Origin of the sequence: Flavobacterium arsenatis, from assembly GCF_031456785.1 — a bacterium.
In the GTDB taxonomy this organism is placed as follows: domain Bacteria; phylum Bacteroidota; class Bacteroidia; order Flavobacteriales; family Flavobacteriaceae; genus Flavobacterium; species Flavobacterium arsenatis.
The window spans coordinates 110,657-136,760 of sequence record NZ_JAVDVI010000010.1 but is presented as its reverse complement, the minus strand read 5'-3'; the positions used below and the strand labels follow the sequence as shown (position 1 = coordinate 136,760).

27 protein-coding genes are annotated in these 26,104 nt (G+C 35.3%); 16 read left to right on the top strand and 11 right to left on the bottom strand.

Annotated elements, in window-relative coordinates:
• The first annotated feature begins 58 nt into the window (after positions 1-58).
• The 5 genes from J2X31_RS12220 to dnaN all read left to right on the top strand — a co-directional run bounded on the left by J2X31_RS12220 (position 59) and on the right by dnaN (position 4,958).
• Positions 59-355 (top strand): putative quinol monooxygenase, encoded by a 297-nt coding sequence (locus J2X31_RS12220; protein ID WP_310027070.1) that lies wholly within the window; start codon positions 59-61, stop codon positions 353-355.
• Between the two features lie 125 nt (positions 356-480).
• A complete protein-coding gene (locus tag J2X31_RS12215) occupies positions 481-1,200 on the top strand; it encodes a class I SAM-dependent methyltransferase (protein ID WP_310027069.1) in 720 nt (239 codons plus the stop codon).
• The gene (gene gldF / locus J2X31_RS12210) at positions 1,200-1,925 is read left to right on the top strand and encodes a gliding motility-associated ABC transporter permease subunit GldF (protein WP_310027068.1); all 726 of its coding nucleotides are present in this window, start codon (positions 1,200-1,202) and stop codon (positions 1,923-1,925) included. The genes J2X31_RS12215 and gldF overlap by 1 nt, the downstream gene beginning before the upstream one ends.
• Positions 1,925-3,589 (top strand): gliding motility-associated ABC transporter substrate-binding protein GldG, encoded by a 1,665-nt coding sequence (gldG, locus tag J2X31_RS12205; RefSeq protein ID WP_310027067.1) that lies wholly within the window; start codon positions 1,925-1,927, stop codon positions 3,587-3,589. The genes gldF and gldG overlap by 1 nt, the downstream gene beginning before the upstream one ends.
• Positions 3,590-3,839: 250 nt before the next feature.
• On the top strand, positions 3,840-4,958 hold the full coding sequence (dnaN, locus tag J2X31_RS12200) for a DNA polymerase III subunit beta (protein WP_310027066.1): 1,119 nt from the start codon (positions 3,840-3,842) through the stop codon (positions 4,956-4,958).
• 187 nt (positions 4,959-5,145) lie between these two features.
• Here dnaN and J2X31_RS12195 read toward each other — a convergent pair whose 3' ends face one another.
• Positions 5,146-5,730 (bottom strand): hypothetical protein, encoded by a 585-nt coding sequence (locus tag J2X31_RS12195; protein ID WP_310027065.1) that lies wholly within the window; start codon positions 5,728-5,730, stop codon positions 5,146-5,148.
• Positions 5,731-5,778: 48 nt separating this feature from the next.
• On the bottom strand, positions 5,779-6,633 hold the full coding sequence (locus J2X31_RS12190) for a CvfB family protein (protein WP_310027063.1): 855 nt from the start codon (positions 6,631-6,633) through the stop codon (positions 5,779-5,781).
• Positions 6,634-6,757: 124 nt separating this feature from the next.
• Between J2X31_RS12190 and J2X31_RS12185 the strand changes: the two genes are divergently transcribed.
• The 3 genes from J2X31_RS12185 to J2X31_RS12175 are packed head-to-tail and all read left to right on the top strand — an operon-like array spanning position 6,758 to position 8,120.
• Positions 6,758-7,321 carry a YdeI/OmpD-associated family protein gene (locus J2X31_RS12185; protein WP_310027062.1) on the top strand — a complete coding sequence of 188 codons (564 nt, stop codon included), beginning with the start codon at positions 6,758-6,760 and terminating at the stop codon, positions 7,319-7,321.
• Positions 7,322-7,374: 53 nt separating this feature from the next.
• Positions 7,375-7,926 (top strand): DNA-3-methyladenine glycosylase I, encoded by a 552-nt coding sequence (locus tag J2X31_RS12180; RefSeq protein WP_310027060.1) that lies wholly within the window; start codon positions 7,375-7,377, stop codon positions 7,924-7,926.
• Between the two features lie 38 nt (positions 7,927-7,964).
• On the top strand, positions 7,965-8,120 hold the full coding sequence (locus tag J2X31_RS12175; protein ID WP_310027059.1) for a DUF1398 family protein: 156 nt from the start codon (positions 7,965-7,967) through the stop codon (positions 8,118-8,120).
• A 127-nt stretch (positions 8,121-8,247) separates the two neighbouring features.
• Here the strand turns inward: J2X31_RS12175 and J2X31_RS12170 are convergent, their stop codons facing one another.
• Positions 8,248-10,179, bottom strand: a complete 1,932-nt coding sequence (locus tag J2X31_RS12170) for an LTA synthase family protein (RefSeq protein WP_310027058.1) — start codon at positions 10,177-10,179, stop codon at positions 8,248-8,250.
• A gap of 126 nt (positions 10,180-10,305) precedes the next feature.
• Here J2X31_RS12170 and J2X31_RS12165 point away from each other — a divergent pair, with 126 nt between their 5' ends.
• Positions 10,306-12,078, top strand: coding sequence for an AMP-dependent synthetase/ligase (locus J2X31_RS12165; protein WP_310027056.1), 1,773 nt, complete (start codon positions 10,306-10,308; stop codon positions 12,076-12,078).
• 114 nt (positions 12,079-12,192) lie between these two features.
• On the opposite strand, the gene J2X31_RS12160 is transcribed toward J2X31_RS12165, so the two are convergent.
• Positions 12,193-12,888, bottom strand: a complete 696-nt coding sequence (locus J2X31_RS12160) for a DUF1003 domain-containing protein (protein ID WP_310027055.1) — start codon at positions 12,886-12,888, stop codon at positions 12,193-12,195.
• Between the two features lie 181 nt (positions 12,889-13,069).
• The gene (gene corA, locus J2X31_RS12155; RefSeq protein WP_310027054.1) at positions 13,070-14,152 is read right to left on the bottom strand and encodes a magnesium/cobalt transporter CorA; all 1,083 of its coding nucleotides are present in this window, start codon (positions 14,150-14,152) and stop codon (positions 13,070-13,072) included.
• Positions 14,153-14,437: 285 nt separating this feature from the next.
• Between corA and hutI the strand changes: the two genes are divergently transcribed.
• Positions 14,438-15,673, top strand: a complete 1,236-nt coding sequence (gene hutI / locus J2X31_RS12150; RefSeq protein WP_310027053.1) for an imidazolonepropionase — start codon at positions 14,438-14,440, stop codon at positions 15,671-15,673.
• 65 nt (positions 15,674-15,738) lie between these two features.
• Positions 15,739-16,449 (top strand): endonuclease/exonuclease/phosphatase family protein, encoded by a 711-nt coding sequence (locus J2X31_RS12145; RefSeq protein ID WP_310027052.1) that lies wholly within the window; start codon positions 15,739-15,741, stop codon positions 16,447-16,449.
• Between the two features lie 94 nt (positions 16,450-16,543).
• On the opposite strand, the gene J2X31_RS12140 is transcribed toward J2X31_RS12145, so the two are convergent.
• The gene (locus J2X31_RS12140) at positions 16,544-17,434 is read right to left on the bottom strand and encodes a DUF8428 domain-containing protein (protein ID WP_310027050.1); all 891 of its coding nucleotides are present in this window, start codon (positions 17,432-17,434) and stop codon (positions 16,544-16,546) included.
• 135 nt (positions 17,435-17,569) lie between these two features.
• On the opposite strand from J2X31_RS12140, the gene J2X31_RS12135 reads away from it, so the two are divergent.
• Genes J2X31_RS12135 through J2X31_RS12125 form a run of 3 tightly spaced genes read left to right on the top strand, consistent with a single transcriptional unit; the run spans position 17,570 to position 19,817 of the window.
• Positions 17,570-18,607 (top strand): formimidoylglutamase, encoded by a 1,038-nt coding sequence (locus J2X31_RS12135; protein WP_310027048.1) that lies wholly within the window; start codon positions 17,570-17,572, stop codon positions 18,605-18,607.
• Positions 18,608-18,661: 54 nt separating this feature from the next.
• On the top strand, positions 18,662-19,456 hold the full coding sequence (locus J2X31_RS12130; RefSeq protein WP_310027046.1) for a HipA family kinase: 795 nt from the start codon (positions 18,662-18,664) through the stop codon (positions 19,454-19,456).
• Positions 19,434-19,817: a DUF3037 domain-containing protein gene (locus J2X31_RS12125; RefSeq protein WP_310027044.1), complete on the top strand. Its 384-nt coding sequence runs from the start codon at positions 19,434-19,436 to the stop codon at positions 19,815-19,817. Before J2X31_RS12130 ends, J2X31_RS12125 begins: the two co-directional genes overlap by 23 nt.
• Positions 19,818-19,888: 71 nt before the next feature.
• On the opposite strand, the gene J2X31_RS12120 is transcribed toward J2X31_RS12125, so the two are convergent.
• Together J2X31_RS12120 and J2X31_RS12115 are read right to left on the bottom strand one after the other, a co-directional pair.
• Positions 19,889-20,368 (bottom strand): Lrp/AsnC family transcriptional regulator, encoded by a 480-nt coding sequence (locus J2X31_RS12120; protein WP_026705124.1) that lies wholly within the window; start codon positions 20,366-20,368, stop codon positions 19,889-19,891.
• 84 nt (positions 20,369-20,452) lie between these two features.
• Positions 20,453-21,607, bottom strand: a complete 1,155-nt coding sequence (locus J2X31_RS12115; protein ID WP_310027040.1) for a M14 family metallopeptidase — start codon at positions 21,605-21,607, stop codon at positions 20,453-20,455.
• 314 nt (positions 21,608-21,921) lie between these two features.
• Here J2X31_RS12115 and J2X31_RS12110 point away from each other — a divergent pair, with 314 nt between their 5' ends.
• Positions 21,922-22,371 (top strand): helix-turn-helix domain-containing protein, encoded by a 450-nt coding sequence (locus J2X31_RS12110; RefSeq protein ID WP_310027038.1) that lies wholly within the window; start codon positions 21,922-21,924, stop codon positions 22,369-22,371.
• 134 nt (positions 22,372-22,505) lie between these two features.
• Here the strand turns inward: J2X31_RS12110 and J2X31_RS12105 are convergent, their stop codons facing one another.
• A complete protein-coding gene (locus tag J2X31_RS12105; protein WP_310027037.1) occupies positions 22,506-23,051 on the bottom strand; it encodes a 1-acyl-sn-glycerol-3-phosphate acyltransferase in 546 nt (181 codons plus the stop codon).
• Positions 23,052-23,110: 59 nt separating this feature from the next.
• Between J2X31_RS12105 and J2X31_RS12100 the strand changes: the two genes are divergently transcribed.
• Positions 23,111-23,776 (top strand): spermidine synthase, encoded by a 666-nt coding sequence (locus J2X31_RS12100; protein WP_310027035.1) that lies wholly within the window; start codon positions 23,111-23,113, stop codon positions 23,774-23,776.
• Between the two features lie 87 nt (positions 23,777-23,863).
• Here the strand turns inward: J2X31_RS12100 and mnmA are convergent, their stop codons facing one another.
• Complete coding sequence (gene mnmA / locus J2X31_RS12095; protein ID WP_310027033.1) at positions 23,864-25,051, bottom strand: tRNA 2-thiouridine(34) synthase MnmA; 1,188 nt, start codon at positions 25,049-25,051, stop codon at positions 23,864-23,866.
• A 170-nt stretch (positions 25,052-25,221) separates the two neighbouring features.
• Positions 25,222-25,941: a toxin-antitoxin system YwqK family antitoxin gene (locus tag J2X31_RS12090; RefSeq protein ID WP_310027032.1), complete on the bottom strand. Its 720-nt coding sequence runs from the start codon at positions 25,939-25,941 to the stop codon at positions 25,222-25,224.
• Between the last annotated feature and the right edge of the window lie 163 nt (positions 25,942-26,104).

Genomic DNA, 26,104 nt, shown 5'->3' with positions numbered 1-26,104 from the left:
GTGAGTTTGGAGATTAAGATTGAAATTTTTAATTTTTAATTTTTAATTGAATAAAATAATGTTTGTACGAATAGTAAAATTGAGTTTTCACGAAGAAAAGATTCCGCTATTTCTGGGAAATTTCGAATTGATGAAGGAAAAAATACGAAATGCTCCAGGAAACCGTTTTTTAGAATTGTATCAGGACAAGAACAACAAGAGCATCTTTTTTACCTACAGTTATTGGGAAACCGAAGAAGACTTGGAAAACTACAGAAAATCAGCCCTTTTTGATGAGATTTGGACCTATACAAAACAGTTTTTTAATGACAAACCCGAAGCTTGGAGTGTGGATAAACTAGCCAGCTTGGAATAAATTTATACAGTATAATGAATGTGATTCTACGAAAAGCTTTTTATTTTTTGCCTGTAAATTTTCGCTATATGGTAAGGCGAATTATTTATTTGCCTCAAGATTTAATAAAAAAAAGACATCCATTAATGCCTCCAAAAGGAATGATATTTACTGGTTCTGGAGCCTATCTGGAAATTGGAAAACAATTTTTTAGTTATTTTAAAAAATACGGAGAATTGACTCCCGATGATTCCATTCTGGATATTGGATCTGGAATTGGAAGAATGGCCGTTCCTTTTACTGAATTTCTTTCAGAAAAAGGTAAATTTGAAGGTTTTGATATTGTTAAATCAGGTGTTGATTGGTGTAACAAAAATATTTCGAAAAAATTCCCAAATTTCAATTTTAAATTAATTCCTTTAAGAAATGATTTGTATAATTTAAGTGCCGAAGATGTTGCCTCGAATTTAAAATTCCCATACAAAAGTGACACTTTTGATTTTGTATTTCTGACATCCGTTTTTACACATATGATGCCTACCGATTTAGAAAATTATGTAAAAGAAATTCATAGAGTCTTAAAGAAAGAGAAAAAGTGCTTTGCCACTTTTTTCATTTTGGATGAAGACTCTGAAATTTCAATGCTAAAGAATGGCCAGAAGAACTTTCCTCATAAATTTGGCAACTATTCCCTAATGGATAAAACTGTAAAGGAAGCCAATGTCGGATTTCAAAAAGAGTATATTTTAAATTTATTTGCTCAAAATGGGTTTGAAGTAACAAACTTTTTCAGAGGAAACTGGTCTGGAGCAAAACCCGGCATTTTGAATGAACATCAAGATATTTTAATTATAAAGAAAATTTAATGAAATCAATTTTATTACGAGAAATAAAATCCTTTTTCGGTTCGCCAATCGGTTATCTGGTGATTGCCATTTTTCTTTTGCTCAACGGGTTGTTCCTTTGGGTTTTTGAAGGCGATTTTAATATTTTAGACAGCGGTTTTGCCGATTTAAGTCCGTTTTTCACCTTGGCTCCGTGGATTTTAATCTTCCTGATTCCAGCCGTTACAATGCGAAGTTTTTCGGATGAAAAGAAACAAGGAACACTTGAATTGCTATTGACTAAACCAGTCACCATCTGGCAAATAGTGAACGGAAAGTTTTTTGGAGCTTTACTTTTAATCATAATTGCCATCATTCCAACCCTGATCTATGTTTGGGTGATTAATGGTTTGGGATTACCCGAAGGAAACCTTGATTTGGGAAGCACCTTGGGTTCCTATTTTGGCCTTTTATTCTTGATTTCTGCCTATTCTGCCATCGGTATTTTCACTTCTACCCTATCCGATAATCAAATTGTGGCCTTTATACTTTCGGTGTTCCTGTGTTTCTTTTTCTATTTTGGATTCGAAGGACTTGCGGGTTATCTAATAGGTTTTGAACAGACGGTTTCAACCTTTGGAATGGACAGCCATTTCAAGAGCATGAGCCGTGGCGTTTTGGACACTAGAGACATTATCTATTTTTTGAGTGTAACGGTTTTATTTTTATCGTTTACTGTTTTTAAACTAAAATCCTTGAAATCGTAATGACCAGCTATACCAAAAATAACATCAAAAAATTATTGATTACGGTTGTACTTATCGTTATCATAAATATACTTGGAAACCAGTTTTTCAAGCGTTTCGATCTTACTTCAGACAACCGTTATACCTTGTCGGAAACAACTTTGAATACTTTAAAAAACATCAAAGAACCTCTTGTGATTGATGTTTTTTTGGATGGAGAATTTCCAGCTCAATTCAAGCGTCTGCAAAGTGAAACACGTCAAATTTTAGAAGAATATCAGGCCTATAACGAAAATATTATTTTCAGGTTCAACGATCCGCTTGCCGATGAAGCAACTGCTCAACAATATACGGCTGAACTTATGAGCTATGGTTTGACGCCAACCAATATCAACCAAAATGTAAAAGGAAAAAAATCGCTGACACCAATATTTCCTTGGGCAATTGCCAATATCGGAGAAAAATCAGTTGCGGTTCCTTTATTGGTGAATAATTTTGGCAATAATCCGGATCAAAACATCAATCAATCCGTTCAATTGTTGGAATTTGCCTTCACGGATGCCATCACAAAACTGACCAATCCGTCAAAGAAAAAAATTGCCATCCTGAAAGGAAATGGCGAAATGCAGGACAAATACTTGGCTGATTTTCTGTTGAGTACGAAGGAATATTACGCTTTAGGCGAATTCAATCTTGATTCCTTGAAAAATGATTTGCCAAGGGTTTTGGAAAACCTGAAACGTTTTGATGCTACGATAATTGCAAAACCAACCGAAGCTTTTTCGGAAGAGGAAAAATACATTTTAGATCAATATATTATGAATGGCGGGAAAACCATTTGGCTTATCGATCAGGTAAATATTGATTTGGACCATCTTCAAAATGAAGATCAGATGAGTTTGGCCACAGCCAATGATTTGAATCTTGATGATATGTTCTTTAAATATGGTTTCCGAATTAATCCACGATTGATTCAAGATTTATTATCGACGCCAATTACGGCAAAATCTGCCGAAGGAGTTGATTTCCCAATTGATTGGTTGTATTCTCCTATTTTAAAATCTGAAGAAAATCATCCAATAAATAAAAATATCAATTTGGTGAAAATGGAATTCGCCAACCAGATTGATACCTTAAAAAACAACATCAAGAAAACGGTTCTCTTGAAAACATCTCCCCAATCGAGAGTCGTTGGAACGCCTGTTTTGGTTGGTTTAAACCAATTTATGCAAGATCTGGACGAATCTATCTTTAACAACGGGAATCAAATTACAGGAGCTTTACTGGAAGGAAATTTCACCTCTTCTTTCAAAAACAGAGTGAAACCTTTTGCAATCCCAAAACCAGCTGACAATGGAGTTCCAAACAAAATGATTGTAATTGCCGATGGCGATATCGTAAACTACAACTATGTGAACAAAAAACCGCTAGTGAATGGTTTAGACCAATGGACACAACAAGTTTATGGCAACAAAGATTTTATGATGAATTGTGTCAACTATCTTTTGGACGACAACGGACTTATCAACATCCGAAGCAAAAACATTGAATTGCCTTTGCTTGACGATCAAAAAGTAATTGAAAAATATACGTTTTCTCAAATCATAACTGTTGGATTACCAATTGTTATGCTAGGAATTTTTGGTTTGGTGTTTACATTTTTGAGGAAGAGGAAATACAGCTAGGAGAAAGTTCCAAAAGACAAAACACAAATAACAAAACCGATTTTTTGAAGAAATAATTTCCAAAACTTCACATTTAAGTTTTTGAAATTTAAACAATTGAAATTTATTTGGAATTTGGAATTTACCTTTTGTTATTTATAAAAAGCAAATGTTAATAAATTTGTTTCCAATATTTGATTCTTTAAGATATATTTGTGGGATATAAAAACCTTACACTCCACAAAAAGTGTTTGATTTAAAAAAAATGACAATGAAGTTTATAGTATCGAGTTCGTACTTATTAAAACAATTACAGGTTTTAGGTAGCGTTATCAACAGCAACAACACCTTGCCTATCCTGGATAATTTCCTTTTTGAATTAGACAATAATTTATTGACGGTTTCTGCATCTGATTTAGAAACCACAATGTCGGCCACACTTGAAATTGATTCTACAAGTAAAGGAAGCGTTGCCGTTCCTGCAAAATTGCTTTTGGAAATCCTTAAAACATTTCCAGAACAGCCCCTAACTTTTACGGTAGAAGACAATAATACCATCGAAATCAGCTCTAATTCTGGTAAATATGCCTTGGCTTATGCTCCAGGAGAGGAATTTCCAAAATCAGTGAATTTAGACGACCCTTCTACTACTTTGGTTCCTGCTGATGTTTTGGCAACAGCCGTTAGCAAAACGATTTTCGCTGCTGGAAACGATGATTTACGTCCGGTGATGTCGGGTGTTTTCTTCCAGTTTTCGCCAGAAGGATTGACTTTCGTGGCAACGGATGCTCATAAATTGGTAAAATATGCAAGAACGGATGTGAAAGCTTCTCAAGTTGCCGATTTTATCATGCCGAAAAAACCTTTGAATATCTTGAAAAGTATTTTAGGAGCTTCGGATGCTGAAGTAAAAATTGAATACAACGATTCGAATGCAACTTTCTCATTCGATAATTATATCTTGATGTGTCGTTTGATTGATGGAAAATATCCAAACTATGAAGCGGTAATTCCTAAGGAAAATCCAAACAAATTATTGATCAACCGTGCTCAATTTTTGAGTTCTGTTCGTCGTGTTGCGATTTTCTCAAACAAAACCACACACCAAATCCGTTTGAAAATTGCTGGTGCAGAATTGAATATTTCTGCCGAAGATATTGATTACTCAAACAAAGCCGAAGAACGTTTGACTTGTGATTATCAAGGAGACGACATGCAGATTGGCTTCAACTCACGTTTCCTTACAGAAATGCTGACCAACCTTCAATCGGATGAAATTCAATTGGAAATGTCATTGCCAAACAGAGCGGGTATCTTGACTCCTGTTGACGGTCTTGAAGATGGAGAAACTGTTACCATGCTTGTGATGCCTGTAATGCTGAACAACTAAAATTAGCTAATCAACCAACCATTTTTTATATTTAAAAAACCGTCTCGTTCATTAACGTTGACGGTTTTTTGCTTTTATGGGTAATGTGGTCAAAAATATTGAATTCCTGTGTGAACAATTTAAATATTATTTTTTAGACAGAGACATCATCTACATAAAAAAACGCCTCTTTAGGAAGCGTTTCTATTTATGGTTTGATTCTAGAAGATTTGAAGGTGTAACCTATCCTAAGATGAAGATCTAAAAGCACATCGCCACGATTTTCCATATAGCCATATTGTTTTAAAAACATAAAATTATAGCCCAACCCAACTCCAGCTTCATAATTGAAATCGCTTTTTCCAAAATTCCTCTTGATTCCCCATTTTGGAACGATTGCTAATTGATGTGGAATATACAAATCTTCTTGAACTCCCTTAATAACAAACCAATCGGGATGATAGCTCATAGTCAATGCCAAGAAATTACCTCCGTTGTTGTGAACGTTTCTTCCTTTATTTCCTCGCTTTTCCAGGTTGTAATACCATCGAGGTTCGACCGTGATTACAGGTGCATAAACATCAAAACTAATTCCATCACCATATCGGCGAGTAAAAGCATCTAGACCTACTTCAGATTTTAACGTAAATTGGTTTGAAAGTCGCGATTCATTATTAATCCATGCCCCAAAGAAACCTATTTGTCCACTAAACGTAGATTTTTCGGTGGTAAATTCTTGAGTAAAACTATTCTGGAAGACAAAGAATATAATTAAAAAATAAAAGTGTTTCATATCAGATATTTATTGAGTTGATGGTGTAAAAAAAAACTGTATTTCGGTTTATTCTTTCACCAAATAAATCCCGTCATCCTTAATCTCTATTAATTTATCCTTGTATAAAGCTCCAATGGCCTTCTTGAAGGTTTTCTTGCTCATTTGAAGTACCGTTTTGATGTCTTCTGGATGGCTGTTATCGTTCAAACGAAGAAAACCACGGCTTGCACGAAGCTCGTTTAGAATTTTTTCAGCATTTGGTTCGATTCTTTCATAACCAATCTTTTCAATCGAAACATCAATCTTATTATCCGGTCGGATGGTTTTGATGTAGCCTCTCATTCGATCTCCCGTTCGGATGGAATCATCATAAACTTCATCTTTATAAAGCAGACCTTTGTGTTGCTCATTGATGATGACGTTGATACCGATTTCTGTGATGTGCGAAACAATCAAATCAACCTCCTCCCCTCTCTCGACTGTCAGGTTTTCGTTACTCAAAAACTGATTCGTCTTGCTTGAAGCCACCAAACGATTGGTTTTTTCATCCATATACAAATACACCAAATAACGTTTTCCTTTTTCCATCGGACGGGCTTGCTCTTTGAACGGAACGAGGATGTCTTTTTCCATTCCCCAATCCATAAAGGCACCTACTTGGTTGGTATAATTCACACGCAAAAGTGCAAATTCATTCAACAATATATAAGGCTCCAAAGTTGTAGCAACCGGACGTTCCTCGTGATCCAGATAGACAAAAACGGTAAGTTCATCGCCAATCCTAAAATCCTGCGGGACGTATTTATTGGGTAAAAGTATATCGTGGATGCCTTCTGGGTCTTTTTCCTCATTTCCTAAAAACAATCCCACTTTTGTATCTCTTAATATCGTAAGAGTGTTGTATTTTCCTATTTCAATCATTTTCTTTATTATAAAGTGCAAAGGTACAAAGTTAAAAGGATTGAAAGATTGAAAGAGGAAAGGATTTGAAGATTTGGAAATCAAAGAAAGGATTTATTTATATTTACATCTTAAATTGTTACTTATGTCGCATCATTTTTTTGAAAAACCAGCAGATTTCAGGAAATGGCTGGAAAAGAACCATCAGAAGGAAATCGAAATCATCGTTGCTTTTTATAGAAAAGGACTTGGCAGAAAAAGCATCACTTGGGAAGAAGCCGTTGATGTGGCACTTTGCTTTGGATGGATTGACAGCATCAGAAGGAAAATAGATGAGGAAAGTTACTCCAACCGATTTACGCCTCGAAAAAAGACCAGCATCTGGAGTGCCAAGAACATCGCAAATGTAGAACGGCTCCAAAAAGAAGGACTTATGACATCTGCAGGAATGGAAGCTTTTGAACACCGGAAAGACCATCTCTCCAAAGTATATTCGTTCGAAAGTGAAGCGAAAGAACTCGATGAAGATTTAGCTAAAATATTTAAAATCAATAAAAAGGCTTGGGAGTTCTTTAATGTTCAACCGCCTTCTTATAGGAAGCTCATCATCCATTGGATTGTAACGGCAAAACAGGAAACAACACGTTTGTCTAGACTTGAAAAAGCAATTACTGCTAGTGAGGAAGGAAGAAGAATTAAGCAATATTGAATTAAAAATTATAACCCTTAAATAATAAAAAATAAACAAATAAATAATACATTATGTCCTACTGTACCGCCATCGAAAATATGCCCGAACCGAGAAAATCGCTTCATAAAAACTATCACGACAAGCTGTATGGTTTTCCGATACACGACGACAACGAACTGTTTTGCCGTTTGGTGCTGGAAATCAATCAGGCGGGGTTGAGCTGGGAAACCATCTTGAAAAAGGAAGCTACTTTCAGAAGTGCCTACGATAATTTTGATATAAACAAGGTCGCAAATTACATGGAAACCGACCGTGAAAGATTATTGGCCGATGCGGGAATCATCCGAAATAAATTGAAAGTAAACGCGGCAATTGAAAATGCAAAAACCATATTGCTACTTCAAAAAGAATACGGTTCGTTCGAGAAATGGCTGGAACACCATCATCCGAAAACCAAGGAAGAATGGGTGAAACTTTTCAAGAAAACCTTTAAATTCACAGGCGGAGAAATTGTAAATGAATTCCTGATGAGTATCGGTTATTTGCCTGGAGCCCATGATGCAAACTGCAAGATACAAATGGCTATTTCAAAGCAAAAGCCAATGTGGATGAAAAATAAATAATAACAATAAAACAATAGCAATAAATAATAATCAATAAGATGTTTACAGTAGAACAAATTAAACAGGCCCGCTCGAAAGTGAAAAGTGGTGCCGATTTTCCAAACTACATCCAAGATTTAATAGAACTTGGCGTATTGAGTTTTGAAACTTTTATCCGACAGCCATTCGGATTATTATGGTGCAGATGGTTTTAGAACGGCTGTTTTAACCGAGGTTGTTCCTCATTAATAGAGTTCCGTTTTAAACACAAATTGCACGAATTTTCACTAATTAATTTGTGGAAATTCGTGCAATTCGTGTAAAAATAAGTCTAATCTGCGTTTAATTTTCAGCAAGCTTCTTGTCAATAATCCGTTCCATATAATCCTGGATAAAGGCCTTGCATTTGAGTTCAATCAAATCCATTTCGGCGTTTCGGTTGGCGATTAAGTTTTTTGCCATTCCCCTATCGTTCTTGTCATAGAAACCGGTCGCTTTTTTTCCATCAAAAGTACAGATGTAGTTGCCACTCATAAACTGATAGATGTTGGCCGAATATTTAATTACAAACGGTTCCTCCTCTTCGTTTTTACTAACAAGACTTCTACCCCAGCTTCTGAAAGGTTTTTTATAACCCATTACATCCATAATAGTTGGAAATATGTCTATTTGTTGGGCCCATTCGTCGCTTTTTCCAGCCTTGAAATATTTTTCATTAGGCGAATAAAATAGAATCGGAACGGTATGTCGGTTGAATTCCTTCATATATTCTTCATAAAAAACCGTGTTTCCATGATCGGCAACAAGGACAAAAATCGTGTTGTCAAACCAAGGTTGCTTTTTGGCTTCGTTGAAAAACTGCTTCAAAGCATAATCCGTATAACCAATGCATTTATGGATGTTTACATCGCCATTAGGAAATTTCCCTTCGTATTTTTCAGGAACTTTATAAGGTTCATGCGATGAAACAGAGAAAAGCGTTGCCATAAAAGGTTGCTGTTTCTTGTCGAGTGTGGTTTTCATATATTGAAAAAAAGGCTCGTCCCAAATTCCCCAAACACCATCAAATTCATCGTCATTGTTAAATTCGGTTTTGCCATAGTAATTCTTGATTCCCAAGATATTTCCAAAACCCAAAAAACCCATCGAACCATTTGGAGCTCCATGAAAAAAGTTGGTGTCATATCCCTCGTCATTTAAAACCGAAATCAACGATTGGATTTTTTGTTTGGTGTAAGGCGAAGACGTAAAGGCATCCTTGAAAGAAGGCACTCCCGCCAAGATAGACGACATTCCGTGAATGGATTTATAACCGTTGGCATAGGCATTCGTAAAAATCATACTGTGCTGTGCAAGCGAATCTACAAACGGAGAATAGCCCTTATAATTTGGGATATTTTGCTCTTTGTTGAAACTCGAAATATATTCTCTGGCATAACTTTCCAAAATCAAAACCACCACATTTGGCTTTGTTGACGGATTGTGGTCGTATTGCTTTATAGGTTTGATGTATTTTGCAATGACTTCTGGTTGTACAAAATCCTGCTTCTTGAAACTGTTTGCACTAATCGTCCTGATAATTGCAAAAGGTGTATTCAAGACCAAATCCCCTTGGGAAATATGACTCACATAACGGTTGGCATCCAATAAATTAATTGGTCGGGTACTTTTCTTGAAATCGCCCCTGATACCGCCGATGCACATCGTTACGATAAATAAAAATTCGAGTGTTGACAGTCCGAAATACTTGAAGTTTTTTACAGGTTTTTCTGGAGCCAGCTTTACTTTTTTATAAAGACAAACCCATAGGCAAGAAAACAAAACAAGCAAGAGAAACACGTGCCAATAATTCACCAAAAAGTTTCCAAACAAAGTTGCCTTGTTCGATTCGTGTTCCAAAGAATCCATTACAGCAATCGTGGTTCGTCCAAAAATAAAACGGTAGTAGATCAAATCGATAAAGTTGGTGGACCACGCTATGAAATTGGTAATGAAATACAAATAGAATAAAAATTTCTGGAAGCCTTTTTTTGTATTGATAACCAAAGGAAGAATCGAGAGCAGTATAAATAATCCGTTGGAATAGAGGATTGCTGTAGTATCAAACGCCAAACCGTGGTAATACAACCTGAAAAACTCAAAAAAAGAGTCAACTACAATAAGATCGGAATTATAAAAGTAAAAAAGAACTCGGGTTATAAAATAAAAGAGATAAGCCAAAAATATTCTGTAAAACAGGACTTTATATTCGTTGAAGCGGAAAAATTGCTGCATTTCATTTTAAATTTAAAAAGTACAAAACTACATATTTCATAAGGAAAATTTAATATTCTGCATAAATATTGTGAATGATTATATATTTAATTAATTTGCAGTCAGTAAATCCTAATACAATCAAAAATGAGTGCAATAACCCGACTGTTTGATTTTCCCTACCATCAACAAAAAAACTATAATATTCCTGACGCTTTGGTGACAAAACAGGACGGTGTTTGGGTGAAAACCTCAACAGAAGAATATGTTGAAAAAGCCAATACCATTTCTAGAGCCTTGTTGCGATTAGGAATTCAGAAAAACGACAAGATTGCCATAATCTCTTCGAATAACAGAACCGAATGGCACATAATGGATATCGGAATTCTTCAAACCGGAGCTCAAACCGTACCGGTTTATCCTACAATTTCGGAAGCTGATTATGAATACATACTGAATCATTCGGAAGCCAGCTATTGTTTTGTTTCGGATGATGTGGTTCTGGACAAACTGAATGCCATCAAACAAAATGTTCCAAAACTTAAAGAAATTTACTCTTTTAATAAAATTGAAGGTTGCAAAAACTGGTCGAAATTATTGGAACTAGGAAAAGACATCAGCAATCAAGAAGAAGTCGAAGAACGTAAAAACAATGTAAAACCACTTGAGCTTGCAACAATAATTTATACTTCTGGAACAACAGGAAAACCTAAAGGAGTAATGCTTTCGCATAATAATATCGTTTCGAACGTGTTGGATTCTGCCAGTCGAATTCCATTTGAAGCAGGAAAAAGCAAAGCCTTGAGCTTCCTGCCTATCTGTCATATTTATGAGCGAATGGTTACCTACATCTATCAATACTATGGAGTTGCCATCTATTTTGGCGAATCCATCGAGAAAATTTCTGACAATGTAAAAGAAGTGGGACCGAACGTAATGACAGGTGTTCCTCGACTTATCGAAAAAGTATATGAAAAAATCATCGCCAAAGGCTCTGAACTTACTGGAATCAAGAAGAAATTATTCTTTTGGGCGATTTCTGTAGGTTTGAGATATGAACCAGATGGTGCAAACGGTTGGTGGTATGAATTCCAACTATCAATTGCCCGAAAACTCATTTTCAGCAAATGGAAAGCCGGTTTGGGTGGCAATCTGGATTTGATTGTAAACGGAAGTGCCGCACTTCAACCTAGATTAGCTCGTGTTTTTGCCGCAGCTGAAATTTATGTGATGGAAGGTTACGGATTATCCGAAACATCTCCTGTAATATCCGTTAACGACAGACGTAATGGTGGTTTCAAAATCGGAACAGCCGGTAAAATAATCGATAATGTAGAAGTGAAAATTGCCGAAGACGGCGAAATCCTATGCAAAGGACCAAACGTCATGATGGGTTATTATAAAGATGAAAAACTCACCAGCGAAGCCATTGTGGATGGTTATTTCCATACCGGAGATATCGGACAGGTCGATGCCGAAGGTTTCCTGAAGATTACCGACCGTAAAAAAGAAATGTTCAAAACCTCTGGCGGAAAATATATTGCTCCTCAATTGATTGAAAACGCCATGAAACAATCACGGTTTATTGGCGAAATTATGGTAGTTGGCGATGGCGAAAAAATGCCGGGTGCTTTTATCCAGCCCGATTTTGAATTCGTAAAGCAATGGGCTAAAAAGAAAAACATCAGCATCGGTAGCACCAATAAAGAAATCAGTGCCAATGATGAAGTTAAAAAACGTATTGACGAAGAGGTTGAAACCATCAATCAAAAATTTGGACATTGGGAAAAGATAAAACGTTTTGAACTAACTCCAGATGTATGGTCGATTGACGGTGGACACCTCACTCCTACTATGAAACTCAAACGAAAAAGCGTCATGGAAATCTACAAAGATTTATACGATAAGATTTACAGATAGCCTATCATGAATAAACAAGAATGACACAAATTCTCACTAATCAATCAGTGAAATCTGTGTCATTTTTGTTTTGAATTTCCAAACCAGAGACCAATTAACAAACAACCTATAGTTTTACCGCTGCTTCAACTGTTCTAAAATATCCTGCATCATATCCATCTGGACCTTTTGAATCTCAATCATCGATTGTTCCTGATGCAATAACAGATGATCGATTTTCTCATGCAGCATCCTGATTTCCAATTCCGATTTCAGGTTGATCATATAATCTTTTTTTGCTCGGTCACGATCCCTTTCCTCCGTCCTGTTTTGGCTCATCATGATTACTGGAGCTTGCAAAGCAGCCACACACGACAATATCAAATTCAATAAAATAAACGGATACGGATCAAAACCTTTATTCGCCAAAATAAAAACATTCGCGGCAATCCAAATCATCAAGAACGACAGAAACGAAATAATAAACGTCCAGCTTCCGCCAAAAGATGCTACTTTATCAGCCACTTTCTGCCCAAAGGTAAAATCCTGAATTTCATCATCCAGCTTGTCCGAAAGCGTGGCATTATCGCTCAAAGCATCAACCACTGTTTGCTCCATTGCTGATAATTCTCCGGTTTCCTTCAAAAGCATTTCCGCAATATATTTCTCCCGAAAGGCATGCAGTTCACTCATCGACATGCATTTTTCACCCTTAAAATCAGGATGCTTCTCTCGTATAAAATCCAAAATCGATTTCCGAACCAATTTCGCCGAAACCTTCTCAACCTCCGAATATTCCTTCCCCGAAATATCACTAATAAACTTTTCCATAATCAAAGATTCTCTTTAAAAAATTAAACCATTAAGGTATTAAGATTCATTAAGCTTTACCTTAATTTCCCTTAATCGATTAATTGTTCAAACCTTAACTTCTTAATGTTAAAATCAAAACCATTAAGGTATTAACATCCGTCAAGTGCTGTCTTAATACTTAATACTCCAATCTTAAATACTAAAACCACTTCTTCCTCCTAAAATAATAAACCATCCCCACCACCGTCAAAAACATCACACCCAGAACAATAAAATAGCCATTCTCACTTTTCAATTCCGGCATATTTTCAAAGTTCATTCCATAAACACCAACAATAAACGTCAAGGGCATAAAAATCACCGAGAAAATCGTCAGCGTTTTCATAATCTGGTTCATCCGTTGACTTTGCATCGAAAAAAAAATATTCGAAGCACTTTCAAGCGATTTCAAATCATAATCAATCTGATCCAGAATCTCCAAGCTCTTCTGGTGCAAACGAACAAAAAAAGTAAAATTAGCCTCCTCTATTCCACCAAAATCCACATCCTGCCTGATGCTTTTCAAATTAAACAAAGCATCCCGAAGTGGCACAATAGCACGTTTCAAGAAACTCAAACTCTCCCGTTCCTTCTCAATCCGCTCCAAAACCTCCGATTTATGGTTGCTTTTCGCCTCAATCAGCAATTCCTCAATAGCATTTTCGTTGCTTTCAATCGTGATATAAAAATTTTCCATCACCGCCTCCAGCAACAAATACATCAAATAATCACTCCTCTTTTTCCTAACAATTCCGCTGTGTGTCTTGATCCGTTCCCGAATATGCGTAAAAAAATCACTCTTCTTTTCCTGAAACGAAACCAGCAAATTGTCCTTCAACAAAAAGCTAATCTGTTCCACTTTCATCACATCAGCATCATCTTCTTGCAAAATCGATTTGATGCTAAAAAACAAAACATCATCCAATTCCTCCATTCGCGAACGCCTGGAAACATTCAAGACATCACTCACAATAAAATTCTCCACTTCCAGAAACTCACCAATTTCCTTAATCAATTCCACATCATGAAGCCCGTGAACATTCAGCCACTTCACATCCTCCGCCTGCAACGGATCCGAAATTTCCTTCTTCACACGCTCCAGCGACACCTTTTTATACTCCTCATATCCCAAATCGTCATACACAAACAACTGCATTTCAACAGCATCCTTCGTATGAATCCCAGTATATTCAAAAAAATTCGGCTGAACTTTTCGAACCTTCTTATATTTAATCCGTCTCAAATCACATTAATTTGTCATAAAGATAGGAGTTTTTAAAATTCCATTTTACATTTACAAAATATATTCTCTAGCACAATTAGGAGCGAAAGGCTTGGGCTTTATCGGAATCCATTTTCCTGCCTTCCTTCCAAATCTTTTGTTTTTTAAAGAAAAAAACAAAAGGATTTTCCCTCCAGTCAGGGCTAGAGAACATTCAAAAGGCATACTTTTAAACTAAAAAAAGACAATCTATTTCCACAATCCACGTATAACCTACAACATATAACGTATAACTTTTAATAGAAAATGAAAACCTTATTAACCAACATACAAGAACTTCTTCAAATCCGAAAAACCAACATCCAAAAAGTTTCAGGAGCAGAAATGGCCATCCTTCCAACAATAAAAAACGCCTATCTGTTGATCGAAGACGAAATCATCAAAGACTTCGGACCAATGGAAAATCTTCCCGATTTCCAATACGATAAAAAAATAAACTGTCAAGGAAGAACCGTCCTGCCAACTTGGTGTGACAGTCATACTCATATCGTCTATGCTGGAAGTCGCGAACAAGAATTCGTGGATAGAATCAACGGATTGTCCTATGAAGAAATCGCAAACCGTGGTGGTGGAATCCTAAATTCAGCCAAAAAGCTAAACGAAACCTCCGAAGATGAAATCTACAACCAATCGAAACTCCGTCTTGAGGAAGTAATGCAACAAGGAACAGGAGCTGTCGAAATCAAATCAGGCTACGGACTTTCAGTTGAAGGCGAACTCAAAATGCTTCGCGTCATCAAGAAATTAAAAGAAAATTACCCAATTGCCATCAAAGCAACTTTCCTTGGAGCACACGCTTTTCCAACCGAATACAAAGAAAACCATGCGGGATATATTGATGTCATCATCAACGAAATGCTACCCAAAATCACCGAAGAAAAACTGGCAGATTACATCGATGCTTTCCTAGAAACAGGCTATTTTTCAGTGGAAGAAACAGAAAGGATTATGGAAGCGGGATTAAAATACGGTTTGCGTTCCAAAATTCATGTCAACCAATTCACCGCCATCAACGGAATCGAAGCTTGCGTAAAATACAATGCCCTCTCGGTTGACCATCTAGAAATCGTAACCGAGGAAGACATCGAAGCCTTGAAAAACTCCGAAACAATGCCAGTCGCTTTACCAACCTGTTCTTTTTTCATCAGCATTCCCTACACGCCAGCCCGAAAAATGCTCGATGCAGGATTACCTTTGGCATTAGCCACAGACTTCAATCCAGGAACAACACCATCCGGAAATATGAATCTCGTAGTGGCAACCGCCTGCATCAAGATGAAAATGACTCCCGAAGAAGCCATCAACGGAGCTACAATAAACGGAGCCTACGCCATGGGACTTTCCGAAACTCACGGTAGTATAACTGTTGGAAAAAAAGCGAATCTAATCATTACAAAACAAATTGCTTCTTTTTATCAATTGCCTTATGCTTTTGGAAGTAATTTGATTCAGGATGTTATTATTAATGGGGTGATTATATAATTTATTTAAGAATAGAATTTTTAATTAACTTAAACTTTATAAAGTATAAAATAAGATACCAACATATGAAAATTATTACTTGGAATTGTAATATGGCTTTCCGTAAAAAAGCAGAATTTATTCTAACTGAACAACCAGACATTTTAATTGTACCAGAGTGTGAACATCCCGATAAATTAATATTTAAAAATGAAATAACTAAACCTACAGACTCGTTATGGTTTGGTAATAATCTAAATAAAGGACTTGGGATATTTTCATATTCAGACTATAAGATTGAACTCTTGAGTATTCACAATCCTAAATTTGAATATGTTTTACCTTTATCAATTAAGAATAATAAAACCGAGTTTATAATTTTTGCTATATGGGCTCAAAAGCCTAAAAAGCATGACTGTTACACAGAACAAATTTGGGATGCAGTTCATTTTTACAATGACTTGTTGAAAAAAGAAAATATAATTCTTGCAGGGGATTTTAATAGCAGTTCTATTTGGGATAAACCAAACAGAATATACAATCATACAAATCTCGTAAACTTTTTAGAAAATATGAATATTCATAGTACTTATCATATTTTCTATAATCAACAGCAAGGAAAAGAAACTGCATCAACACTTTTTATGCACAGAAAAATCGACAGACCGTACCATATTGATTTTTGTTTTGCATCAAAAAATTTAATTGAAAAAATTAGAAATGTCGAAATAGGGAAATACGAAAATTGGACTAAGCATAGTGATCACAAACCTTTAACAGTATTATTTGAAATATAAATATTAGAATTTAGAGTAAATTTTCATATGAACAAAAAAAGAGCTCGTTTTGCAACGAACTCTTTTTAGTTGAATCAATAATTAACTAAAATTCTTATTTCAATGTAAAACTTGTTTTAGAAACCAAATCTCCTTTATCGAAGATGTTCACATAATAAGTTCCTTTCTCAAAATCAACGCCTTTTCCATCAAGGAATTCGCAAACATCAACCGCTTCATTGTTGTAGGCAACGGTGGTCGTGAAGCTATAAGTAAGCGACATATCACCAAAATTCTCGGTTTTCTTTTCGCCCAAAACATTGTTCTTGCTGTCGATAATCTGAACATAATAAGTCTTGTCTCCAGATTTTGCAATTGAATTCGCAGCCAAGGCAAAACAAACCTTCAATTGATCGGCTCTTCTGGCTTTTTCAGTTTCAATTTGTTTACCAGAACTTCTCACTTTTATCGCTTGGGTTCTCAAATTCATTACTGTTACTTTTGAACCTTTTTCAACCGTTTTAGCAAGATTTTCATTCTGAACCACTAAAGTATCATTGAATTTCTTGGCTTCTCCTAAAACCAAAACCGTACTGTCTCTTTCGGTCGTCAGCTTCTGATTTTGTTTTTTAAGCTCTTCGTTTTCAGCAATCAAAACCTTCATGTTGCTTTGAAGCTTGTTGTATTGGTCACGGTATTTTGCCATCGAAGCGGCATCCCCTTTAGATTTTTTCAAATCAGCAATCAAGTTGACAACTTTTTCTCTTTCAGCAACAAGATCGTCAGAAAGAGCCGTATTATCAGCAATAGCCTGATCATAAGTAGCTCTCAATTGCTCAAGTTGCTTAAGAACATCGGCTTTCTCGCCTTTTTCAGTAGTCAATTCCGTCTGAAGTGCATTTGCATCAGTTGTCATTTTAAAAATATAAGCCAAACTACCAGCCAATAATAGTGCCAAGACAACAACAATTGCTTTTAGGCTTGAATTATTTTTTTGATTTTCCATAAAGTGTGAGTTTTAATAAATAAAGGGTTAATTCTAAATATTACTTTTAACAAATTTAAAATAATATTAAGCTGTGTCAATCTAATTAACGTAAGTTTATACTTTTATAGTATTTTTGAAGCACAAAATAACCCCATGGAAAACTTAATACCATTTACACTTGCAGACCTTGCAAAAATCACCAACCACAGAAGCGGCGAAATCAAGTTTGGCGAAAAAATGCATACCGTTCCGAGAGGTGTTTCGGCTATGGAATTTCTAAAAACCTGTGAGGCAAAGTATGTATTGTTTGGAATTCCAGAAGATATTGGAATTCGTGCCAATTATGGTCGTCCTGGTGCAGCTTCTGCCTGGGAAAGTGCCATCAAGAGCATTGCCAATATTCAGCACAACCGTTTCTGCAAAGGAAGTAGGCTTTTGGTTTTAGGCTCTCTCGATGTAAAAGAAGATATGGAATCGGTTAAGAATCTTGATTTTATGAACTCTGATGATCGTGTGAAATTAAGCCAAACCGTAGAAAAGATTGATAAGGAAGTTGCCCATATAATTTTCAACATTGTAAAAGCTGGAAAAATTCCCATAGTAATTGGAGGAGGTCATAACAATGCTTACGGAAACATAAAAGGTTCAGCTTTGGCCAAAGGAAAACCAATCAATGCCATTAATTTTGATGCCCATTCTGATTTTAGGATTTTGGAAGGACGTCACAGCGGAAACGGTTTTTCTTATGCTTTTGAGGAAGGTTTCCTTAAAAAATACTTCATTTTCGGACTTCACGAAAGCTATACTTCAAAAAGTGTTTTGGACATCATCAAGAAAATTGAAGACCGAGTTCGGTATAATACCTACGACGAAGTGAACATCCGAAAGCAAAAAAACTTCGACCAGGAACTTTTTCAAGCCTTGAACTTCATCAAAAACGATCCTTTTGGTATTGAGATTGATTTGGATGCCTTGCCGAATATCGCCAGTAGTGCCATGACCATGAGTGGTTATTCCGTAGAAGAAGTTCGATTGTTTGTCAGCTATTTTGCTCAAAACCAAAATGCTTCCTATTTGCATATTTGCGAAGGTGCACCCGATTTAGGAGAAGAAAAGAACAACCATCTCATCGGAAAATTAATTGGTTATCTGGTGACGGATTTCATCAAGGCCAATCATAAAGAGGAATAATTTAAATTCCATTTCTAAAAAACGATGTATTTTTACGATACATAAAAATTGCTTATGAATAATTTACCCCAATTAAGATCCATAAACGTTACCCGATACATCGCTCCTTTGCGAGAAGGTGGCTCCTTACCTGCCCTTTCCGAAGCCGATGATGATTTTAAATATGTACTGAAATTCAAAGGTGCCGGACACGGAGTGAAAGCCTTGATTGCAGAATTGCTTGGTGGCGAAATTGCAAGAACACTTGGTTTGAGGATTCCCGAATTAGTTTTCGCCCATCTTTCAGAAGATTTTGGAAGAACCGAAGCCGATGAGGAAATTCAGGATTTGCTTCAAGGAAGCCAAGGATTGAATTTGGCACTTCACTTTTTATCTGGAGCTATTAATTTTGATCCAGTCGTAACCAATGTAGATGCTGAATTAGCTTCACAGATTGTTTGGCTCGATGCCTTTGTTACCAATGTTGACAGGACTTTCCGGAATACCAACATGATGATTTGGCACAAGGAACTTTGGTTGATTGACCACGGAGCTTCGTTCTATTTTCATCATTCGTTTAGTAATTGGGAAAACCATGCTAAAAGTCCATTTGCCTTAATAAAAGACCACGTTTTGTTGCCAAAAGCTTCATTGCTTGAAGAAACAGACAGAGCTTTCAAGACTTTATTGACGCAAGAAAAAATAAAGGCAATCGTGAATTTAATCCCAGAGGAATGGCTTCATTGGGAAGAATCGGACGAAAGTCCAGAAGCAATCAAGAACGTCTATTTTGATTTCTTGACGACCCGATTGGCCCATTCAGAAATTTTTATAAAAGAAGCACAAAATGCAAGACAGAAATCTATATGAATATGCCGTGATTCGCGTTGTTCCAAGGGTTGAACGCGAAGAATTCGTGAATGTAGGCATCATTTTGTTTTGCAAGAAATCACGGTTTATAAAAGTCTTATTTGAATTGAATGTTGAAAAAATCCAATGCCTCTGTTCAGAAATTGATATTGTACAGCTGGAGCTGAATTTGCTTTCGTTTCAAAAAATTGGCGAAGGCGATAAAAATGGAGGTCCAATTGCGTCAATGGAAGTTCCTGAACGCTTCAGATGGCTCACGGCCGTGAGAAGTTCTGTGATTCAAACTTCAAGACCGCATCCCGGTTTGTCGAATGATTTAGAAAAAACCATTACTCGATTATTTGAAGAATTGGTTTTGTAACTCATCACAAATAAAAAATCCTCAAAGTAAGTGCTTACCTTGAAGATTTAAATATCTTATGAAATGCTTTCTTACATATTTTTGAAAATCGTGTGCATCAAACGTTTTTTGTCGTTGATACTTTCCTCAAGAGAAATCATGGTTTCTGTTCTGTAAACCCCTTCAATATCATCAATCATAAAGATTACATCTTTAGCATGTTTGGTATCTTTTGCTCTGATTTTACAGAAAATATTGAATTTTCCTGTCGTCACGTGTGCAACTGTTACAAACGGAATATCGTTGATTCGCTCTAAAACAAATTTAGTTTGAGAAGTATTGTTAAGGAAAACCCCAACATAAGCTATAAAAGAATAACCTAGTTTTTCATAATCAAGAGTCAATGAAGAACCCATAATGATTCCTGCATCTTCCATCTTCTTCACCCTTACGTGAACCGTTCCTGCAGAAATCAATAATTTTTTTGCAATATCTGTAAACGGAACTCTTGTATTGTCAATCAACATATCCAAGATCTGGTGATCTACCTCATCTAAACGAAACTTGCTCATAGTATTTAGTTTTATTTTTTGTTTATTATTTGAAATAATCCAAGTCAAAGAGATTAAATAATTTTAAATAAAATCAGGATTTGATTATAATTTTACCAAACCATTAACAATTTGAACGTTTTTTCCAAGATAAAAGTCGGCTTTTTGATTTAAATTCGGAATATTTTGATTTGAATCTGAATACAATTCTTTATTTGCATCATACTCTAAATGTCCGAAATTTTCCTCTAAATCGCCTATTTTAACAACAAAAGCGTTAAAAAAGATTTTATTATTGATTAATTCTTCCTTGTACTGAGCAGCAAAATTCGTGATTAATTCTGAACTATCATAATTTATTCTGACATTTTTGTAAACAAAATCAAAAAAATTAGGATTATTTTGCGGAATATTCATATAATCGACAATTTGGTTACCAACTACAACGTTTTCGTAAATCGCAATAAAACCTGATAATAATGCAAAAAATATAAATTTTCGGGTTTCTTCCCTATCATAGTCGCCTTGAAAATGCCCAGCCTCAAACAAAATAGTTGGCGTTCCCATGCTTTGAAAAGTATCTCCAATGCAATTGATATTGAAACCGTCGTCAAAACGCCCTACTTGTCCTGGGATGTATCGCTGAAGGACTTCGTTCATCTTTACGATTACATTTATCCCCTTTACTCGTTCCTCATTAATTGATCGTTCCTCATTATACGAAGGTGATAAAAAAGAAACTGTTGCCGGTTTTCCTGTGTCGGCAACTCCAAAAATTGTTCTTTGGTCGTGAAGGTTATAGCAATAATCCGGCTTGAAATCTTCATACACCTTTCGAAGAATTTTACTTTCCGGCTGGGTCAGGTTTTGAGAATCCCGATTCAAATCTACCTTGTTGGCATTTTCCCTAGTGTATAATTTCGCTCCATCCGGATTGAGCATCGGAATAGAATAGAACGTAAAAAATCCTAATAACTGATTTGCAACTTCTGATTCACTATTTAAAAAATTCAAAAAATCAATCAAGGCTTTCGTAGTCGTACTTTCATTTCCGTGCATTTGTGACCAGAGCAAAATCTTGATTTTTCCTGTTCCAATTTGATAGGAATAAATTGGATTTTCAAGAACCGATTTCCCAATTATTTGAAGTTGATTTTCCCTGTTTAATTTCTTCAACAAAGGTTCGATATCATCCAAGGTGATATATCGGCCTTTGATTTTTTTTTCCTTGTTCTGGCTAAATATTTTTTCGTAATCCATGGGTTGCTTTTTCGTTTTACAAAAGTAAACATCTTTGCATTTACAACTGTAACCGTATTGATTTAATTCAAAATTTAATATTGTAAACAAAGATTTTAAAGATATTGTATTCAAAAACAGTTACTGTTTACCAAAATAATTTAAATTCATATATTAGTAATCAAAGTTTTAATATTCAGTAATTTAAATATTTTTATATAAACAAAAAATAGAACTAATAAATACTGATTTTAGATAATTTACAATTGTGAAATAGGCTTTGCAATTGATTTTATTTACATTTGTAACAACTTCAACAAAACACACAATTTACAATGGTAAACACAGACGATTTCATCAAAAGGCTTGAGATTTTAATGGAACATTTCGGTATGAATGCTTCTTCTTTTGCTGATAAAATTGGCGTACAACGTTCGAGTATTTCGCATCTTTTATCTGGAAGAAACAAACCAAGTTTGGATTTTGTAATGAAAATTATGGACCTTTTTCCAGAGGTAAATCTCTATTGGATTTTGAACGGAAAAGGAAATCTATTGAAAGATGAAGTTGATTTTACAGAAAGATTTCTGTCGAAAAAAGAAGAAGACCACACTCCTATTCTGACTCAAGATTTACCATCTGAAAAAAAAATAAAACAAGAAACTGAAGTTGAAATTTCAAAAAATAAGTCATCGGAAATTCAAAATTTAAAAACTGATTCCGACATTTTCAAGATTGTGTTTTTTTACAAAGACGGAACTTTTAAAGATTTCAATCCGTCATAAAAATAAGAAAGCCTCAAATTCAAAAGTTGAATTGAGGCTTTCAAAACCAAATAAAACAAAACACAAAAATTTATCTTTAGCAATCTTTCCCAGCGTTATAATCATTTACGATAAATCTTTTCTTTTGGTTTTGCCTAAAAACTATTTTCTGGTATTTTCCCTATTACATCTTTGTAGAAACTTTTAAGGATTTCAAAATCGGCTTCAATATTTCCTGTGGGATAAAAAGGTTCATTTAAAACAACTTGCTTCTTTCCATAATCAAAAGCGATGGGAATTATCGGCACTTCAGCTTTTAAAGCAATATAATAGAATCCAGTTTTCCACTCCGTTACTTTTTTACGCGTTCCTTCCGGAGCGATAGCCAGGCGAAATACTTCTCTCGATTTAAAAATTGAAACAATGCTGTCAACGATATTCTTTCCCCCAGAACGGTCCAGCGGAGCTCCACCCATCCAACGGAAATAAGCCCCGAAAGGAAATATGAAAAGTTCTTTTTTGGCTACATAGTTCATTTCCAAACCAATAATCCCTCTTGCAAATAATCCAATATAGAAATCATGCCAACTGGTGTGAGGCACTACTATCATTATACTTTTCTTGATATTTGGATTCATTTCGCCGACGATTTTCCATACCATCAGCTTGAAAAATATCCATTTATAAATAATTTGTTTCATTCAAGAAATATTTCTGTAAAAATAATATTATTCGTTTATTTTTGAGAAAAAATTGCCAAATGCTCAAGAAATGGTTTAGCTATATTCTTCCTATCAACATCTTAAAGAAAAAATCAACCGTAAGTAAATCATTAGAAGTCACTTGGGCAAATGGCGAATTGGTTTTGGATTCGGCCAACACGAACTATTCGTATGGCAGTTTGCAGAGAATTTTACGAAAAGGGTTGAAAAGCATTGGCTATGAGAAAATAAACAAGATGGAACACGTTCTTGTTCTTGGTGTTGCCGGAGGAAGCGTTATAAAGACGCTGGCGAACGAAATTGGATGCAGAGGCAAGATTACTGGTGTTGAAATAGATTCGTCGGTTATTGCACTTGCAAATGAATATTTTCAGCTTAATCAAATTCCAAATTTGGAAATCGTGATTGATGACGCTTTTGAATTTGTGTTGAAAACCAAGAAAAAATACGATTTGATCATCATTGATATTTTTCAAGATACGACGATGCCGAATTTCTTGTTTGAAGAATTTTTCATCAACAGGATCGGATTTCTTTTAAACGAAAATGGTTTTATCCTTTTCAATACAATGTGTTTGAAGGAAAGTGATAACATTCGAAATGAGAAATATGTTTCTGTTTTTAATAAAAAAGACTTTATTGTTCGAAAAATTCCGCGTGTTGAACAGCATAACGAATTGATTATTGTAGAAAAGACAAATTAGTTTTTTGATAGTCCTAACAGGTTTTAAAAACCTGTTAGGACGGATAACGATTAGTGAGAATTTGTATAATTCGTGTTGAATATGTAGTTAAGAAATAACTCCTGAGCCAATTAATTCAGCACCGATATGCCAAGAAACGAACTGACCTTCGGTAATCGCTGATTGAGGTTCTTCAAATGAAACATACATCCCATTTTCAAATTGATGTAGCGTTGCTTTTTGCAAAGGCTGGCGGTAACGAATTCTCGCCATCACTTCCATTTTTTCTCCCGCTTTTAAAGCCAAATCTTGACGGATCCAATGCACTTCGGAATTTTCTACAAACAATGCTTTTTTAAATAAGCCTGGATGTTCGCTTCCCAACCCGGTGTAAACCGTATTGGTTTCAACATCTGTAGCGATTATAAAAAGTGGTTCGGTTGTTCCGCCTACTCCAAGACCTTTTCGTTGGCCATTTGTAAAATAATGAGCTCCTTGGTGTTTCCCTACAATTTTTCCCATTTTTGGATTATAAGGTAAACTTTGTGCTTCGAATTTTAAAAGAGCTTCTTCCGATGCATTTTCGGGTTTATTTTGATTGTAAATCGTGTCGTTTTTATCAATCTGAACAATCAAACCTTCTTTTGGTTGTAGTTTTTGTTGTAAAAATTCCGGCAAACGTACTTTTCCTATAAAACACAAGCCTTGGGAATCTCTTTTCTCGGCAGTAATCAGTTCCATTTCCGAAGCTATTTTTCTAACTTCAGGTTTAGTCAATTCTCCAATAGGAAATAAAGCTTTCGACAATTGTTCTTGTGATAATTGACAAAGAAAATACGATTGGTCTTTGTTATTATCTGCACCTGAAAGTAATTGATAAACTGGTTTTCCATCGACTTCAATTTCGCCTTTTCGGCAATAATGTCCAGTTGCAACAAAATCTGCACCTAAATCTAATGCGATTTTCATAAAAACGTCAAACTTGATTTCGCGATTGCACAAAACATCCGGATTTGGAGTTCTCCCTTTTTCATATTCGTTGAACATATAATCAACGATCTTTTCTTTGTATTGTTCGCTTAAATCAACCGTTTGAAACGGAATTCCAAGTTTTTCGGCTACCAAAAGTGCGTCGTTGCTGTCTTCAAGCCAAGGACATTCGTTGGAAATCGTAACCGAATCATCGTGCCAGTTCTTCATGAAAAGACCAATCACTTCATAACCTTGCTGTTGCAACAAATAAGCCGCAACACTCGAATCTACACCACCGGAAAGTCCAACGACAACACGTTTCATCTTAAAATACTTTTAGAGTGCAAAAGTAATACTAAATATTTGTTTTGAAAGTTAAGGCGATTGTAATTATTTATGGATGTATAAGTCTGCTTATATCCTTCTTTTTTTTAAGATAAGACCTCACAGGTTTTTAAAACCTTTTAGAATTGATAATAAAAAAAATCCCAAAACTATTGTTTTGGGATGTCTGTTCTTTTTTCGAATTTAACTTTCTTCGGATATTTTTCTTCTTTTTTCAACTTTCCATTTACAAAAAATTGCCAAGTCCCGTGTTTTGCTCCATTCTTATAATTTCCTTTAGAAGCTATATTGCCGTTTGGTTCCCTATAAATTGCCGGACCTTCGTATTGGCCATTTTTGTAAGTGGCCTCTTCAATGACAGTTCCGTTTTCGGTATAAACCTTCGATAAACCATTTTTTTTGCCATTTGCATATTGGGTTTCTTCTGCAATTTTACCTTCCCTAAAATATACTTTCCTAATACCTTCAAGTTTTCCTTTCACATAATTTTCCTCACTCATGACTTGTTTGGATTCTTTTTGATAGTATTTCCAAAGGCCTTCGTTCACTCTATTTACGGTTTTCCCTTCCGATACAATATTGTTTTTTTGATCATAAACAATCGTATAAGCTACTTTTCCGTTTTCACTGAAATCACGGGTTGCGATTAAACTTCCTGCCTTGGTATCGTCAAAATATTTGAAGGTTCCCACTTCTATTCCATGTTCGAAAGTCCCTTCATACCTTGGCCTTTTTGATTCTTCGTGAACTCCTTTCCACAAACCGTGCTTTTTTCCGTTTGCATCGGTCTTGTTGAAATCGTTTTGAGCGCTTGTTTGTGATAGTGTCATTAAAAAAACACACAACATAAGATGTTTTATAATCTTCATAACCTTCATTATTATTTACTGCAAATTTATACTTTATATTTTCAGAACTATTGATCATAAAACGAAACTTTAAAGTAAATCGTATAAAAAATAAGGCATTTATCGTATTTTCTACAAATCTCACCAGACCTACTTTTACATCATTAATTTTAATCAAAAACAA